At 69.9% G+C, this 16,817-nt stretch carries 10 protein-coding genes; 7 read left to right on the forward strand and 3 right to left on the reverse strand.

Annotation, left to right across the window (positions count from 1 at the left end; genetic code table 11):
• The first annotated feature begins 177 nt into the window (after positions 1 to 177).
• From ACIHCX_RS00475 to ACIHCX_RS00500, 6 genes are all read left to right on the forward strand, one after another.
• A complete protein-coding gene (locus ACIHCX_RS00475) occupies positions 178 to 963 on the forward strand; it encodes a TIGR03936 family radical SAM-associated protein (RefSeq protein WP_400025192.1) in 786 nt (261 codons plus the stop codon).
• Between the two features lie 276 nt (positions 964 to 1,239).
• Positions 1,240 to 5,601, forward strand: a complete 4,362-nt coding sequence (locus ACIHCX_RS00480) for a ribonuclease E/G (protein WP_400025194.1) — start codon at positions 1,240 to 1,242, stop codon at positions 5,599 to 5,601.
• Between the two features lie 350 nt (positions 5,602 to 5,951).
• Positions 5,952 to 6,272, forward strand: a complete 321-nt coding sequence (rplU, locus tag ACIHCX_RS00485) for a 50S ribosomal protein L21 (protein WP_030749991.1) — start codon at positions 5,952 to 5,954, stop codon at positions 6,270 to 6,272.
• Positions 6,273 to 6,286: 14 nt separating this feature from the next.
• Positions 6,287 to 6,541, forward strand: coding sequence for a 50S ribosomal protein L27 (gene rpmA / locus ACIHCX_RS00490; RefSeq protein ID WP_030051735.1), 255 nt, complete (start codon positions 6,287 to 6,289; stop codon positions 6,539 to 6,541).
• A 113-nt stretch (positions 6,542 to 6,654) separates the two neighbouring features.
• Positions 6,655 to 8,091, forward strand: a complete 1,437-nt coding sequence (gene obgE, locus ACIHCX_RS00495) for a GTPase ObgE (protein ID WP_400025196.1) — start codon at positions 6,655 to 6,657, stop codon at positions 8,089 to 8,091.
• Positions 8,092 to 8,579: 488 nt separating this feature from the next.
• The gene (locus ACIHCX_RS00500; RefSeq protein WP_400025198.1) at positions 8,580 to 9,386 is read left to right on the forward strand and encodes an acyltransferase; all 807 of its coding nucleotides are present in this window, start codon (positions 8,580 to 8,582) and stop codon (positions 9,384 to 9,386) included.
• A 90-nt stretch (positions 9,387 to 9,476) separates the two neighbouring features.
• On the opposite strand, the gene ACIHCX_RS00505 is transcribed toward ACIHCX_RS00500, so the two are convergent.
• From ACIHCX_RS00505 to ACIHCX_RS00515, 3 genes are read right to left on the reverse strand one after another with little or no spacing between them, the layout of a single operon-like run.
• A complete protein-coding gene (locus ACIHCX_RS00505; protein ID WP_400025200.1) occupies positions 9,477 to 10,547 on the reverse strand; it encodes an NAD-dependent epimerase/dehydratase family protein in 1,071 nt (356 codons plus the stop codon).
• Entirely contained in the window at positions 10,544 to 11,260 is a 717-nt protein-coding gene (locus ACIHCX_RS00510; RefSeq protein WP_400025202.1) for a 2-C-methyl-D-erythritol 4-phosphate cytidylyltransferase, read from the reverse strand. Before ACIHCX_RS00510 ends, ACIHCX_RS00505 begins: the two co-directional genes overlap by 4 nt.
• Before the next feature lie 3 nt (positions 11,261 to 11,263).
• Positions 11,264 to 12,826 (reverse strand): CDP-glycerol glycerophosphotransferase family protein, encoded by a 1,563-nt coding sequence (locus ACIHCX_RS00515; protein WP_400025204.1) that lies wholly within the window; start codon positions 12,824 to 12,826, stop codon positions 11,264 to 11,266.
• A gap of 882 nt (positions 12,827 to 13,708) precedes the next feature.
• On the opposite strand from ACIHCX_RS00515, the gene ACIHCX_RS00520 reads away from it, so the two are divergent.
• On the forward strand, positions 13,709 to 16,486 hold the full coding sequence (locus tag ACIHCX_RS00520; protein ID WP_400025205.1) for a CDP-glycerol glycerophosphotransferase family protein: 2,778 nt from the start codon (positions 13,709 to 13,711) through the stop codon (positions 16,484 to 16,486).
• The last annotated feature ends 331 nt before the right edge of the window (positions 16,487 to 16,817 follow it).

A 16,817-nucleotide genomic window follows, 5' to 3' on the forward strand; every position in this document is an offset into this window, starting at 1 on the left:
GGGAACCCCGGCCGGTGGTCCGTCGGGAACCTGTGGCGGCCGGGACGCGTACTCTAGAGGAAGGACCGGGCGCGAAGTCTCCCCGCCGACGGGGTGGCGCCACGGACCGTCCGCCGTACACGAGGAGAAGTTCCACTGGGCAAGCGACAGCCCGAAGGCCCACCGCCCGCACCCGCGGTGCAGCGCATCCGACTGCGCTACACCAAGCGAGGCCGCCTCCGGTTCACCAGCCACCGTGACTTCCAGCGCGCCTTCGAGCGTGCGTTGCGCCGTGCCGAGGTGCCGATGGCGTACTCGGCCGGGTTCACGCCGCACCCGAAGGTCTCCTACGCCAATGCCGCACCCACCGGCACGGGCAGTGAGGCGGAGTACCTGGAGATCGCGCTCACCGCGCCCCGCGACCCGGAGCGCCTGCGTGACCTTCTCGACGAGTCGTTGCCCTCCGGGCTGGACGTCGTCGAGGCGGTCGAGGCCCGTACGTCGGGGCTCGCCGACCGGCTGACCGCTTCCGTGTGGGAGCTGCGGCTGGACGGCGTGGACCCGGCCGAGGCCGAACGCGCGGTCGCGGCCTTCAACGGGGCCGAGACCGTGGAGGTGCAGCGCCGGACCAAGAACGGCCTGCGCACCTTCGACGCCCGGTCCGCGGTGGTGGATCTGGAGAGTGCGGAAACGCACGGTTCGGCGGCTGATGGGCCGACCGACCAGCCTTGTGCGATACTGCGGCTGGTTGTTCGGCACGTGACGCCTGCCGTACGACCCGACGACGTCCTGTCCGGTCTCCGCGCCGTGGCCGACCTGGCGCCGCCGGTCCCCGCAGCGGTGACCAGGCTGGCGCAGGGGCTGCTCGATGAAGAGACCGGCACGGTGACCGACCCGCTCGCGCCCGACCGCGAGGCAGACCCGGCCGCCCCGGCCGATTCAGTGGGGGCCGCCGTTCCTGCCGCCGCGAAGGCGCCCGCGTAGGGACGGTTCCGCACCGGGACGGACGTCGAAGCGCCGCCCTCGTACTCGGGAGCCACCTGGGTCGGGCAGCGCACCGACCAACAGACTTTCGCCAGGCCGTGCACGACAAGGCGTACGGAACCGGCGAGACAGGACACAGAGAGCTCCCGTGCGGCGCCCGCGCCCCGGACGGCGGCCGTCGCGCATCGCGCGGCCGCGGACGTCAACGGTGCCGATCCACGTGATCGGCGCCGGACCAGGCGCGGCGCCCGGGAGCCTGACGGGAGATTCGCCCGCATGCTCGAACCGACCGAACCCATCAAGGGTTCCGAAGAACTGAACACCCCCAGCGACACCCTGCCGCCGCGTCGTCGGCGCCGTGCCGCGTCCCGCCCGGCGGGTCCGCCCGGCGCCGCGTCCTTCGAGGCCGCGGCCGAGATCACTGCTCCGGCCGTACCGGCCGCCTCCTCCGCGGAGCTCGCGGAGCAGGCGGAGGAGCAGCGGACTGCCGGTGGCGCGCAGGCCGCCGAGGCCGTGACCGCCGAGACGGCCGCCGTCACGGGTGAGGAGCTGGAGGAGACGGAGGAGGCCGCCGCCGAAGAGGCCGCGCCCGCGCGCCCTGCGCGCCGCCGTGCTTCCGCGCCCGCCGGGACCCCCAAGGCCGCACGGAGCGAGGCTGCCGCCGAGACCGTCGTACCGGCGACGGCCGTCGCCGAGACGCCTGCCACCGGGGCCGGTGCCGTCGAGACGCCCGCCGGGTCGGTGGAGGTCGGCGAGGCCGCCGCTCCGCGGCGTACCCGCCGGCGTGCCACGCGCAGCGTGTCCGCGCCCGCCGCGCCCGCCGCGCCCGCCGCGTCCGTGGAGACGGTCGAGACAGTCGTCCACGCCACGCCTGCCGAGAGCGCGGAGCAGCCGGAGAGCGCCGGGGCCGTCGCCGAGCCGGCGGCGGAGACGCCCGCGCCGGCCGCCCGTACGCGGCGCCGCGCGACCAGGCGCGTGTCCGCGCCCACCGGTGCCCCCGAGGTGAGCTCCGAGGCCACGACGTCCGAGCCCGCCGTCGAGATCACGACCCCCGAGACCCCCGAGCCCGCCGAACGCGAATCCGTTGCCGCCGCCGCGGAGGACGCGGTCGTCGAGGACGCCGCTCCGCGCCGGACGCGTCGTCGTGCCACGCGTCGTGTATCCGAGCCCGCCGCCGCCCCGGCCGATGAGGCCGCCTCCCAGGTCGCCACCACCGAGCCCGAGACCGCTGAGCGCGAGTCCGTTGCCGCCGCTGCGGAGGACGCGGTCGTCGAGGACGCCGCTCCGCGCCGGACGCGTCGTCGTGCCACGCGTCGTGTGTCCGAGCCCGTCGCCCAGGCCGTCGGCGAGACCCCTGCGGACCAGCCCGCCGAGGTTCCCGGCGAGGCCGGGGCCTCCGCCGCCGAGTCGCAGGCGCCCGCCGCCGAGGCCGGGGCCGAGGAGAGCGGGACGCGCCGGAGCCGGCGTCGGGTCGTGCGGCGTGCCGCGACCGGGTTCTCCGAGCCCGCCGCCAAGTCCGCCGCCGGCGACGGTGAGTCGCCGCGCCGGCCCGAGAGGCCCGCCGTCGCCGTGTTCCAGGCGCCCGTCTTCGCCGAGCCGATGTTCCAGACCCCGGAGCGCGCCGCCGCCGCGGCGGCCGCCGAGGCCGCGGAGGACGAGGAGTCCCCGAAGGAGCAGGCCGAGCAGACCGGGCAGGCCGAGCACTCCGACCAGGGCGGCTCGCGCCGTCGCCGTCGCCGCCGGGGCTTTGGTGGCGAGGAGTCCGAGACCCGCACGGTCGCGACCGCCGACGAGTCCGCCGAGGACGAGACGGAGGAGGAGACCGCCGAGTCGGCCGAGGAGGCCGTCGACGGCGAGGACGGCGAGGAGTCCGGTTCCCGCCGTCGCCGTCGCCGCGGTGGCCGTCGCCGTCGCCGGGGCGAGTCCGCGGAGGCCGACGGGGGCGAGGACGCGGAGGAGAGCGACGAACTCGCCGCCGAGCAGGCCGCGCAGGACGCCGAGGACACCTCCGAGCAGCTCGAGGAGGACGACGAGGACGCGGCCGAGGAGGACGAGGGCCGGCAGTCGGGCGGTGGCTCCAGCAGCAGCCGCCGTCGCCGTCGCCGTCGCCGCCGGGCCGGTGACAGCGGCACCGACGGCGAGCCGTCCGCCGACGACCCCGAGCGCACCGTCGTCAAGGTGCGCGAGCCCCGCAAGGCCGCCGAGCCGTCCGACGAGGTGCAGTCCATCAAGGGCTCGACCCGTCTCGAGGCCAAGAAGCAGCGCCGCCGCGAGGGCCGCGAGCAGGGCCGGCGCCGGGTGCCGATCATCACCGAGGCCGAGTTCCTGGCCCGCCGTGAGGCCGTCGAGCGCGTGATGGCCGTCCGGCAGCACGGCGACCGTACGCAGATCGGCGTCCTGGAGGACGGCGTGCTCGTCGAGCACTACGTCAACAAGGAGCAGTCGACCTCGTACGTCGGCAACGTCTACCTCGGCAAGGTGCAGAACGTCCTGCCCTCGATGGAGGCCGCCTTCATCGACATCGGCAAGGGCCGCAACGCCGTCCTGTACGCGGGCGAGGTCAACTTCGAGGCGCTCGGGATGGCCAACGGTCCCCGCCGCATCGAGTCCGCGCTGAAGTCCGGGCAGTCCGTCCTCGTCCAGGTCACCAAGGACCCCATCGGACACAAGGGCGCCCGCCTGACCAGCCAGGTCTCCCTCCCGGGCCGCTACCTCGTGTACGTCCCCGAGGGCTCGATGACCGGCATCAGCCGCAAGCTGCCCGACACCGAGCGGGCCCGGCTGAAGACGATCCTCAAGAAGATCGTTCCCGAGGACGCGGGCGTCATCGTGCGCACCGCCGCCGAGGGCGCGAGCGAGGACGAGCTGCGCCGTGACGTGGAGCGGCTCCAGGCGCAGTGGGAGAGCATCCAGAAGAAGGCCAAGAACGGCGGCAGCAGCGCGCCGACGCTGCTGTACGGCGAGCCGGACATGACCGTCCGGGTCGTGCGCGACATCTTCAACGAGGACTTCTCCAAGGTCATCGTCAGCGGTGACGAGGCGTGGCAGACGGTCCACGGGTACGTCTCGCACGTCGCCCCGGACCTCGCGCCGCGGCTGCAGCGCTGGACCAGCGAGGTCGACGTCTTCGCCACGCACCGGATCGACGAGCAGCTCGCCAAGGCGCTGGACCGCAAGGTCTGGCTGCCCAGCGGCGGTTCGCTGGTGATCGACCGGACCGAGGCGATGGTCGTCATCGACGTCAACACCGGCAAGTTCACCGGCCAGGGCGGCAACCTGGAGGAGACGGTCACCAGGAACAACCTGGAGGCGGCCGAGGAGATCGTGCGCCAGCTGCGGCTGCGCGACCTCGGCGGCATCATCGTGATCGACTTCATCGACATGGTCCTGGAGTCCAACCGCGACCTGGTGCTGCGCCGCCTGCTGGAGTGCCTGGGCCGCGACCGTACGAAGCACCAGGTGGCCGAGGTGACCTCGCTGGGTCTGGTGCAGATGACCCGCAAGCGGGTGGGTCAGGGCCTGCTCGAGTCCTTCTCCGAGACCTGCGTGCACTGCAACGGCCGCGGTGTCATCGTCCACCTGGACCAGGCGAGCGCCGGCGGTGGCGGCGGGAGCAAGCGTCGCAAGCGCGCCCGCGCCGGTGCCGAGCAGCCGCACGAGCACGAGGCGGTGGCCGCCGAGGTGGTCACCCCGACCGCCGAGGAGGAGGCGGAGTCCGAGACGGAGGCCGCCGAGCCCATCGCGCTGCCCGCGCTGGAGATGGCCCCGGACGAGGAGCTGTACAGCAGCGTCGCCGAGGCGGAGGCCGCGGCGAGCCGTGGCCGTACGCGGCGCCGCGCGAGCCGGCGGGCGTCCGCGCCCGCGGGCGCGCCGAAGGCCCACGCCGACGGTGGCACCCCGGCTCCCGCGGTCCAGCACGTCACGGCGGCCGAGGAGGCCGCGCGCCCGGTGCTCCCGGAGCCGGCCGAGCGGGCTCAGGCCGAGCCCGTGGCCGTCGAGGCCCCGACCGTCCAGGCGCCCGCGGCCGAGGCCCCGGCCGAGGAGGCCGCCCCCAAGGGCCGTACGCGTCGTCGCGCGACCCGCAAGGTGTCGGCGCCGGCCGGTTCCCCGGCGGGTGCAGAGGCCTCCGTGGTGACGGTGGCGGAGACCGCGCCGGCGGCGCCCGCCGAGCCGCAGGACGCCGCGGCCGACACGGCTCCGGCCCCGGCGGAGCAGCCGGAGGCGCCTGAGCCCGCCGCCCCGGCCCGGCCGCGCCGCCGCGCCGTGCGCGAGTCCACCGCTCCCACCGCGTCCGAGGAGACGGCCGTCGTGGTCGTCCCGTCGGGCCCGGCGGAGGAGGACGCGTCGGTCGCCGCCGCGGAGGAGCCCGCCGAGGAGACCGCCTCTCAGGCGGCTCCGGCCAAGAAGGCGGCGGCCCGCAAGACGGCCAAGAAGGCGACGGCGAAGAAGGCCGCCACCAAGAAGACCGCGGCCAAGAAGACCGCTGTGAAGAAGGCCACGGCCAAGAAGGCGGCGAAGACGACGACCGCCAAGAAGACCGCGGCCAAGAAGACGACGGCGAAGAAGACGACGGCCAAGAAGACCGCCGCGGCGGCCCAGCAGGCGCCGTCCTCGGTCGACGCGTCGGTGGACAACTGACGAGGGCCCAGCCCCCGGCCGCGTGCCCTGGCCCGGACACCCCCGCGGTGTACCGGGCCGGGGCACGCGGCTGTTCCCGGCCCGGCGGGGTGGGCGGGACACCCGGTGCCGCGCCGCCGCCCACGCGAGCGCGCCCGGCCCGCCCGCACCCCGCGGGGCCCGGTTTGACCCCTCAGGCCGGGCCCCGTAATCTTGACCGTCGGCGTGTTCACTGTGCGCGCCCCATTCCCGTAAACCTCTTCCTCCTGGAGACAGGCCCGCACGGGCCGTGACCGGGAGAGGCCGTCCGCGTGTGTCGCAGGGCTGCTGGACTGCGGGGATGCCGTTCCGAGCGAGAGAGTGAGATCCGCGTGTACGCCATCGTGCGCAGCGGTGGTCGCCAGCACAAGGTTGCTGTCGGCGACATCGTTGAGGTTGACAAGATTTCCACTGCCAAGGTTGGCGACACGGTCGAGCTCTCGACCCTGCTCGTTGTCGACGGCGACGCTGTGACCAGCGACCCGTGGGTGCTGGCCGGCATCAAGGTCCAGGCCGAGGTCGTGGACCACCACAAGGGCCAGAAGATCGACATTCTGCGCTACAAGAACAAGACCGGCTACCGCCGTCGGCAGGGCCACCGCCAGCAGTACACGGCGATCAAGGTCACGTCGATCCCCGCGGCTGCGAAGTAAGGGACTGAGGAGACATGGCACACAAGAAGGGCGCATCGTCCACCCGGAACGGTCGCGACTCCAATGCCCAGCGGCTCGGCGTGAAGCGCTTCGGCGGTCAGGTCGTCAACGCTGGTGAGATCCTGGTTCGTCAGCGCGGCACCCACTTCCACCCGGGCGCAGGCGTCGGCCGTGGCGGCGACGACACGCTGTTCGCGCTCCAGGCCGGTGCGGTGGAGTTCGGCACCAGCCGCGGCCGCAAGGTCGTGAACATCGTCCCGGTCGCCTGATCGGGAGCTTTCGCGAGGCGGACCTCACTTCCCCGGCGGGAAGGCGGGTCCGCCTTTCGCGTGTTACGCAGTAACCACATCCGTACGTATGCGCAGTGCTGGAGGCACCCACCATGACCACCTTCGTGGACCGCGTCGAACTCCATGTCGCCGCGGGTAACGGGGGCCACGGCTGTGCCTCCGTGCACCGGGAGAAGTTCAAGCCGCTGGGCGGCCCTGATGGCGGCAACGGCGGGCGCGGCGGCGACGTGATGCTCACCGTCGACCAGTCCGTCACGACGCTGCTCGAGTACCACCACTCCCCGCACCGCAAGGCCACCAACGGCAAGCCCGGTGAGGGCGGCAACCGCTCCGGCAAGGACGGCGAGGACCTGGTGCTGCTGGTGCCGGACGGCACGGTGGTCCTGGACAAGCAGGGCAACGTGCTCGCCGACCTGGTCGGCCACGGCACGTCGTTCGTCGCCGCGCAGGGCGGCCGGGGCGGCCTGGGCAACGCGGCGCTGGCCTCCGCCCGGCGCAAGGCGCCCGGCTTCGCGCTGCTCGGTGAACCGGGCGACGTGCAGGACATCGTCCTGGAGCTCAAGACCGTCGCCGACGTGGCGCTGGTCGGCTACCCGAGCGCCGGCAAGTCCTCGCTGATCTCCGTGCTGAGCGCGGCCAAGCCGAAGATCGCCGACTACCCCTTCACCACCCTGGTGCCCAACCTGGGTGTGGTGACGGCGGGTTCGACCGTCTACACCATTGCCGACGTGCCCGGACTCATTCCGGGCGCCAGCCAGGGCAAGGGCCTGGGCCTGGAGTTCCTGCGCCATGTGGAGCGGTGCAGCGTGCTCGTGCACGTGCTGGACACGGCGACCCTGGAGTCCGACCGCGACCCGGTCTCCGACCTCGACGTCATCGAGGAGGAGCTGCGGCAGTACGGAGGCCTCGACAACCGTCCCCGCATCGTGGTCCTGAACAAGATCGACGTCCCCGACGGCAAGGACCTCGCGGAGATGGTCCGGCCCGATCTCCAGGCGCGCGGCTACCGCGTCTTCGAGGCGTCGGCGGTGGCCCACATGGGGCTCAAGGAGCTGTCCTACGCGCTCGCCGACCTGGTCGCGAAGGCGCGGGCCGCCCGTCCGCAGGAGGAGGCGACCCGGATCGTCATCCGGCCCAGGGCCGTCGACGACGCCGGCTTCACCGTCACCCGCGAGGACGACGGCCTCTTCCGCGTCCGCGGCGAGAAGCCCGAACGCTGGGTGCGGCAGACCGACTTCAACAACGACGAGGCGGTCGGTTACCTCGCCGACCGGCTCAACCGCCTCGGTGTCGAGGATGCGTTGATGAAGGCCGGCGCCCGCTCCGGCGACGGCGTCGCCATCGGACCCGAGGACAACGCGGTCGTCTTCGACTGGGAGCCGTCGGTGACGGCGGGCGCGGAGATGCTCGGCCGCCGTGGCGAGGACCACCGATTCGAGGCGCCGCGTCCGGCTACCCAGCGCCGCCGCGACCGCCAGGCGGAACGCGACGACGCCCAGAACGAGTACGACGACTTCGAGCCCTTCTAGCCTCGGGCTTTCCTGGTCCGGTGGGCCGACGACGCCGGGGGGAAGTCCCCGGCGTCGAAGAGGGCAGGGGCCGTTGTCGGTCAGCATTCGCTCGACGGCGATACCAGCTTTTGTGAAGAAGGTGTGGGCCCGCTGCAAGAGGGCGGTGACGGTTTCCATTGCGGTGGGGTACAAGGGCCTTTCTGTCGTGCGGTGTAGATGTCGCAATCCACACCGAGTCAGAAGGCCCTCACCCATTTCAAGATCCGTCAGCCGAGACCTGCGTCCCCGATCTCCGTGGACGGAAGACCCGGACCAAGTGGGACTTGAGTTGCACGGCACCAAATGCTTTCGATCCGGAAGCCCCTATTGCGGCCGGCGGCCGGGTCGATCAGATGAATGCTCAGTAAGAGGGTCATCTGATAGCTTGAGCGCGAACCCAGAGGCTGGAACGGAGGTGCGAGGGCTGGTCCGGCCTTGACCCGGTCGAGGGCACACCCTCAGATACGATGCTGCAACTGCACAAGCTCGAGCGTTACAAGGATGATCAGGGAAATCAGATCGTCTACGACGGCGAGATCCGTGAGGAAAAGATCGATATCCGGTTCAAGGGGTCGAACAATACACTCACCATCAGCCCCGAGGCGGACATCAGGGATCTGCTCATCACCTTCTCGGGAAACAACGGACAGATCGAGATCGGTCCGACCACGAAGAAGCGTGCAGGTCTCCGCTTCGAGCTGCGCTGCGGGCACGAGTCCCGGATCTGGATCGGCGAGAACGTGGGCTGCGCCGGCCGCACCTTCATCTCCGCCGTCGAAGGTGTGTCGGTGTCGATCGGTGACGACGTGATGTTCGCCAAGAACATCGAGGTGCGTGGCGACGACACCCACCCGATCTACGACGTGCGCACCGAGAAGCGCATGAACCCGTCCCAGTCGATCGTCGTGGGCGAGCACGTCTGGATCGCGAAGCACGCGGTCGTGATGGGCGGCGTCACCATCGGCAACGGCTCGGTGATCGGCTTCCGCTCCATCGTCACCTCGTCCATTCCGAACAACTGCGTCGCGGTGGGTGCACCCGCGCGCGTGGTGCGGCGGAACATCGCCTGGGAGCGCCCCGAGGTCGTGCCGCGTCGCCCCAACGAGCAGTATCCGCGCAAGGGGGAGAAGTCCCCGAAGTACTGGAATCTCACCGATGAGGCGGCGATCTTGGTGACGCCGCGGACCGAGGCGCGATGGCGGCGGCTGGCCCGGCGCCTCCCGAAACCGGTACGGCGGCTGGCCCGGAGGCTCCTGCCCTCCTCACGAGCCTGACGCGACCGGTATCGGCCCGACAGCAGATCGCCTCGGCACGGACGAAGGTCCGTGCCGAGGCGATCTGCTGTCGGGTGCGGTGCGGGTGTGCTACATCCCGACGGTCGATTCCAGATGGGTCACCATGCGGTTCAGCCCGACGGGCAGGTCGACCACCGGGCGCCAGCCGAGAGCTGCCAGCCGCGCGCTGTCCAGGCCCTGCTTCTTGGTCAGGCTGTAGGAGCGCGCGTCGGACTCGTTGCTGAACCGCAGTCGGAGCCCACGCTCCGGGCGCACCTCGGTGAACAGCTCCGCCAGACGCCGGATGGAGACCAGGCCGGACGGGTCGGCGACGTTGTAGGCTCCCCGGTCACCGCGGAGCAGCGTGTAGAACAGCCCTGCGATGGCGTCGGCCACGTAGGTGTAGGTCCGCACGCCGGAACCGTCGCTGTTCAGCACGATGTCCTTGCCGGCCACCACGTTCGCTGCGAAGTCGGCCTGCACCCGCCCGTCGTCGAGCGCCATCCCCGGCCCGTAGATGTGACCGAACCTGACGACGTGACAGTCGATGTCGAACTGTGCCTGGTAGCTCGCGCAGATCGTCTCCGCGGCACGCTTGCCCTCGGCATAGCAGGCCCGCGGGTTGAGGATGTCGAAGCCGCCATAGCTCTGCTCGTCGATGAGCTCGGTCTCCGGAGGCTGGGCGCCGTAGACCTCCGCCGAGGACATCAGCACGAATCCGCGGCCGGCCTTCGCCACGCAAAGGTCGAGCAGGTTGAAGGTGCCCTGCAGATTCGCCTTGATCGTCTTGACCGGTTCGCTGCCATGCAGGGCGGGCCGCGCGGCGCTCGCCCCATGGATCACGTAGTCGACGGGGCCGGGCAGCTCGAGCGGAGTCGACACGTCCTGGACGACGAGGTGAAAGTCCGGGCGGTCGAGCACATCGGCGAGCAGACGCCTGGCCTTGTCCTCGTTCCGCACCAGGCCGTGCACGGAGATGCCCAACCCGTGCCGGTCATTCAGTGCGAGCAGGGTGTAGACGACGTACGACGGCAGCATGCCGCTGGCGCCGGTGACCAGCACGGTGCGGCCGGCAAGCTCACTCCACGGCAGGTCACGGTCGAGGATCTCATCGAGGTCGTGCGCAACGACCGGACTGGAGACGGTGGTCACTGAACTCACGTACCTACGATCTGCTGGTTCTCGATGATCTCGAAGAACGTCCGGCACAGGTAGAAATCCTCGGCCGTCGTGATCTTTATGTTCGAGCGGGGGCCGACCACCCGGTAGATCTTCTGACCGTACCGGTGCATGAGGGAGCACGAGTCGATGCTGTCGTGCTCGTCCTCGGCAACCGCCCGGTCGTACAGCGAGAGGATCTGGCCGAGCCAGAAGCTCTGCGGGGCCTGCGCGGCGTAGATGTGGTCTCGCGGGATCACATCGTCGATGTGCTCGTGCTCGCTCGACACCACGGTCTCGTTGAACTTGGTGCAGGTGATGGCGGAGCCGTGCTCCTTGACGGTGTCGATGTTGGCGCTGATCAGCTTCGCGTCGATCAGCGGCCGCACGCCGTCGTGAATCAGCACGACGGAGTCCTCGGGGCAGTCCGCGGCGACCGTCTTGAGAGCGTTGTGCCGCGATTCCTGACCGGTCTTGCCGCCGTCGACGATCCACCTGACCTTCTCGATCTCGTACCGCTTGAGCAGCTTCATCAGGTGCTGGCGGTATTCGGGAAGGATCGCGATGGCGATTGCGTCGATATCGGGGTGCGCCTCGAAGTGCTCGAGGGTGTGGATGATGATCGGCTTCCCGTGGATCTCCAGGAACTGCTTCGGGAGGGCGCGGGAGTTCATCCTCGAGCCGATGCCGCCGGCGAAAAGCAATGCGATGTTCACAGGTCATGCCTCCGACTGGTCGCTGAGCGGTTGGTCGCCCACCGCCGTGTCGTCAGGGGCGAGATCGAGCCACCGGCGATCGCCGCCCGTCTTTCTGTCATCGGGGTCGCCGAGCACCAGCCAGTCGATCACCCGGTCCGCCGAGTTGGTGTCGACGAAGTCGAAGTTCTCCCTCCGGAACTGCTCGACCTTCTCGGTGTCGTAGTCCTCGTCCCGCAGGGCCTTGAGCAGCTCGTCGAAGGTCACGCAGATCTTGCCGGGAGCGACGGAGTCGTAGTCCCGGTGGAATCCGCGGATCACCGAATACGTGTCCTTGTCGTACGCGTAGAACAGGATCGGCCTGTCGAGCAGCGTGTACTCGTAGATGACGGACGAGTAGTCGGTGATGAGGACGTCGGTGACGTGCAGCAGGTCGTTGGTGTCCGGGAACGACGCGAAGTCCAGCAGCCGGTCGGAGTATTCCGCGGGGATCGGCACGGGATCCGTTACGAAATGATGCATACGGAAGAGCACGACGAACTCGTCCCCGCAGAACTCGTGGAGCTTCGCGAAGTCGATGCGGTCGTAGTCGTAGTGCGCGTCGTCGATGTTCTTTCCGCGGAAGGTCGGCGCGAACAGCACGATCTTCTTGCCCTTGAGCTTCGGGTTGGCGGCGAAGAAGTCCTCAGTGACCTTGCGGGAACGCTCCTTGTCGAGGAACGTGTCGATGCGGGGCAGACCGGTCGGCACGACCGCCGATTCCTCGATGCCGAACGCCTCGGCGTACACCGGCACAAGATGCTCGGAGCCGGTGATCACGTAGGTGTATTTACGGTGGGCGTTGGTCAGCTTCGGTGAACCGTATCGTCCGAACCGGCTGTAGCCGACCGACTTGAACCCGCTTCCCGCGTGCCAGAGCTGGATGATCTTGGTCTTCGGGGAAATGCCCAACTGCGCGAGGAGCCCGAAGTAGTCGTCCATCATCACGATGTCCGACGTCGCCAGCAAGTAGATGAGGCGGATCGTGCTCCACTTGTTGGCGGTGCTGGGTATTCGGAACGAATAGCGGAACGAGTACTTCTTGTCGAGTTCCCGTTCGATCATCCGGTCATGGACGCGTGCCAGGTTGCCGCCGAGGCCGGTGCGCATCTCGGAGGCGAACAGGATCCGGTTGCCGCGCGATCGGTACAGGCGGTGCGAGATCGAGTAGATGCGGTTGGCGAGCTTGCGGCGCCGTGCGCGCGGGAACACCCACAGTCCGATCCGCTGGCCGAGCGGCTTCTTCGGAGCCTTCGGAGTCTTCGGACCCTTCGCGCCCGACTTGCTCGGTCCGGCGCTGCGGAACAACTGGTACGTCCGCATGAGGAACTCGGGGTGATCCTCGTCGTCCGAGATCCCGAAAGCGATCACGTACGCGGAGCGGTTGCGGTCGTAGAGGAAGGTGCGGGAGTCCTCGTCGAGGCGGTCCGTGGCCGTGAGGTCGAAGCCGGCGGCCGGCAGTCGCGTCTCTCCGGCCACCGGGACGATCCGCCAGGAGCCGTTGGGCACCTGGCGCCGGTCCTGGAAGTTGGTGACGTTGATCTGCAAGCAGTGCTGTTCGGCGTCAATTTGCCGAGAATTCACCAGGAACTCGCGCTCACCATCGACAATCAGGAAGCGGAGCGTACTAGGATCTCCAGTGAAGTCAGAGACGACCGCTGTGAGACTGAGGTGTACGCGTTCCCAGGAAATCGCTGCTATCGAGCAACGTGGCATCGTCTTCCTTCCGTCCGTGAAACCGCCGCGCAACTGTGAGGCCTGCGCGACGGCAACGGCGCCTGCCCGCGCCAGGTGGGGCGACCGTCGGAGCATAGCGCACTGAGTCACGGCACCCGTAAGTCGTGACGGGGGCCACCGTCCCAACACGGGTGGCTGATCGGCGTCGTCGAGGGTGCCGCGCGCACCATTCTCATCTCCGTCGCCCTCCTTATCGGCTCGCAGAGCCAGGATCCGTACGGTCGTGCCGTGTTGGTACCCGCGGAGGATGCCGCCCAGGCGTTCGTGTCTGTGCATATAGATATAGAGGAGAGCGATCCTGCCCCGGATCGGTGATCTCCTGGGGCAAGGGGTGCAGCAGGGTCCCTTGCAGGCTTGAGCTTCGCCCGGTTCGCCCGCTGCTGCACAGCATCGACCTCACCGGCACTGTCATCACCGCCGACGCCCCGCACACCCAGCACGCCCACGCGCCGCCGCCCTCCGCCAGGCCGCCCGCGACTACCACCGCCCCTTGGCCTCCCTCGGTCTCAACGGATGAACCCGTCGACAGCGATGGGAGCACCCTGCGGCCACGGGGGCATGTCCTTGCCTGGGGCAGCGGATCCAAGCTGCATGTGCCCGCACTGTTATCACACGAAGCGTGCAGTACACGAGTGACTCCGTTAACGTGCCATGACTTGGATTTTACTGGCACGTTAACGAAGGGCGTTGCTCATGGCGCAGTCTCTCGCCGATCTCGCGTCGGCAAGAGTACGGGGGTTCTTGCGATTCTTTCCCGAGAGCTCGCAGGCAGAGCGCGAGGAGTTGCGTGCCACGGCGCGGGAACTGCTCGACATCCACGGCGAGGGGGTGCTCACTGACCTCCCTCCGCTCGAGCGCGTCATTTGGTATCTCGCTGCCGAGGGGCGCGCCGAGGATCTTGTCGAGGTGGTCCGGCACCAGCGCAGGGACCCGGGGGCCTTCCTCGTGGCAGGCGCCCGGCGCCCCCGGCTGGTGCTGCCGGGGCTGCGGGGCCTGGCGCTGCCTGAACGGATCTCCGCGCTCACGCGTCGCGACTTGCCGGTGACGGCGCAGCTCACCTCGGTCGGCTGGCGCGGCGACGATCTGGTATGGGAAGGGTACGCGTTTGCCGCGAACCTGCCGCGTGCATCGGGCCGCGCCATCGGCCGATTCGCGGTGCTGAAGAACGACGAGACCGGCCGCCGCATCAGACTGCCCATGCGCCGCACCCGCAGCGAGCAGGCCACCGTCGCCTCCGGACAGGCCCTGCACTGCTACGACCACACGGGCTTCGAAGTCGTCGTTTCTGCTCGTCGGCTGCGCGAGCTCGCCGGGCACGGTGCCGGCCAGTGGTTTCTGCAAGTCGGGATCCTGGGACCGGGCGGGACCTACGGCGCGCGGGTGCGCCAGCGCGACGCGGGCGCGGCCGGGCACAACCAGGTTCGTCATCTGGCGGACGGCTCACGTCTCGTGGTCGGCTTCACCAAGAATGCCGTGAGCATCACGGTGCAGCAGCCCCCTGTCGAGGTCGAGTCCTGCACCGTCGCGGACGGCGAGTTGCGAGTGGTCACCAGGGCGCGGAGCGGCGCCAAGGCCCCCACCGCCGTGACCGTCGTCGCAGGCGACACCAGACTCGACAGCCCGCTCACTTCCCTGTCCGGTTCCCCTGACGCGTTCCGGCGCTACCAGTCGGTCTTCAGTCTTGCCGAGCTGGCCGCGAACGACCTGCCGGGAACCAAGACCCGGGAATTCAAGGTGACCTTGAGGGGAGCCGACGGCCGGGGCCAGGCGGCCCTCCTCGCCGAGGGCTTCACGACCGGCAGGCACCGGCTTGCCCCCAGCCGCGAGTTGGCCGTCCACCGCGACGGGCCCGGCAGGCTGGTGCTGGCAACGCGAGCCGTCCGACCCGTGGTCGACGCGATGACCGTGGCGGAGTCGGGGGAGCTGGTGCTCGAGGGTACGTATCCCGGTGAGGAAGCGGCCGGGAAGAAGGTCATCCTGCGGCACGGGGTCCGCTTCGAGGAGAAGGAGCTGCCGGTCGAGCTTGCCGACGGGCGGTTCACGGTCCGGATCAAGCCCGAGGCGGCCCCGCAGGCGCACGGTCCCGAGCTGCCCCTGTGCCCCGGTCGCTGGTACCTGTACTTCCGCGACGCGGACGCCTGGGACAAGTCCGGGGACGTCCCGGTGACGTTGCGTCCGGAGCAGGTGCAGGAGCTGCCCATGTGCTTCAGCAGCCCGCAGCGTACTTACACCGTGGACCGCCGCCACTTCGACCGCATCTTCATCGAGCCGGAACGGCTGCTCGGCCCCGGTGAGCACGGCGCCTACCGGCAGCGCATGCTGTGTGAGGCGTACTTCCACGAGCAGCGCGAGCTCCCCCTGCGCGACGCGGTGCTCTACATGAGCCTCAGCGGCAAGCAGTTCTCGGACTCGCCGCGGGCGGTCTACGAGGAGTTGGTGCGCCGGGGGGTCGACGTCGAGCACATCTGGACCCAGGACGGGGGGCTGCCCGAGATGCCGGCGGGGGCGCGTGTGGTGGGCCGTGGCAGCCGAGAGTGGTACGAGGCACTGGCGCGCAGCCGCTACGTCGTCGTCAACACGACGGTGGGCGACTGGTTCGTCACCCGCCCCGGGCAGCGGGTCGTGCAGACCTGGCACGGCACGCCGCTGAAGAAGATCGGCAAGGACCTCCAAGGCACTACCAAGTCGAATCCCGCCTATATAGCCAGCCTGCCGCACAGCTACCGGCAGTTCGACTTCGTGGTGTCGCCGAACGCGTACACCACGGAGATCATGCGCAGGGCGTACACCATCGAAGGGGAAATGCTCGAGAGCGGTTATCCGCGCAACGACGTCTTCCACGCCCCCGACCGCGACGCGCGGGCCGCGCGGGTCAGGGAGCGGCTCGGCCTGCCCGAGGGCAAGAAGGTGGTGCTCTACGCTCCTACCTGGCGGGAAGACCAGAAGCACGCGAGCAAGCTGTACAAACTCGATCTGCGGATCGACCTGGCCGCGGCCCAGGCCGAACTCGGTCACGACCATGTGCTGCTCTTCCGCAAGCACCCGAGAGTCCATGACAACGTACCGGGTGCCGGCCAGGGCTTCGTGTGGGATGTCACCCGCTACCCGGACATCGCCGATCTGTACCTCGTCGCCGATGTGCTGGTCACCGACTACTCCTCGGCGTTCTTCGACTTCGCGCACTCGGGCAAGCCGATACTGTTCTTCACCTACGACCTGGAGCACTACCGGGACACGCTGCGCGGCTTGTACTTCGACCTCATGACCCGGGCGCCCGGCCCGCTGCTGGAGACCTCCGAAGACCTGGTCAAGGCCCTGCGCGACGTCGATGCCGTCGAAGTGGAGTACCAGGAGAAGTACGCCCAGTTCATAAGGGACTTCTGCGAGCCCGGGGACGGTCTCGCGACAGCGCGGGTCGTGGACCGCATGCTCGCCGGTGGACCGCACGCCGCAGCCTCGACCGACGCCTGAGCGTGCCGCGCAGGGCCGGGCGGGCCCGGCCCTGCGCGGATGTGACGGATGGTGGGCCCGGGCGCGGTCGTAGTTCGGCTCCGTCTGGCAGGGGTGGCGCCACCGGCACGGCTGAGCCGGCCGCGGCGAAACCCGGTGAGGGCGAGGACGGGGCCTGGCGTCGGCCAAGGCCGGCGTCGTGCTGTGGGCAGGCAGCCGCGAGGAAGAGCAGGAGAAGGTGTCCGGGCGAGAGCGGTCCGTGTGCTGGACGAATGCGCGGTGACCACTCCGATTCACGTAGATTCGGCACGTGGACATCGGCGTGCAGCCGCAGGGACGCGAGGAGACGGAC

The organism is Streptomyces sp. NPDC052043, from assembly GCF_044548235.1.
Classification (GTDB): Bacteria; Actinomycetota; Actinomycetes; order Streptomycetales; family Streptomycetaceae; genus Streptomyces.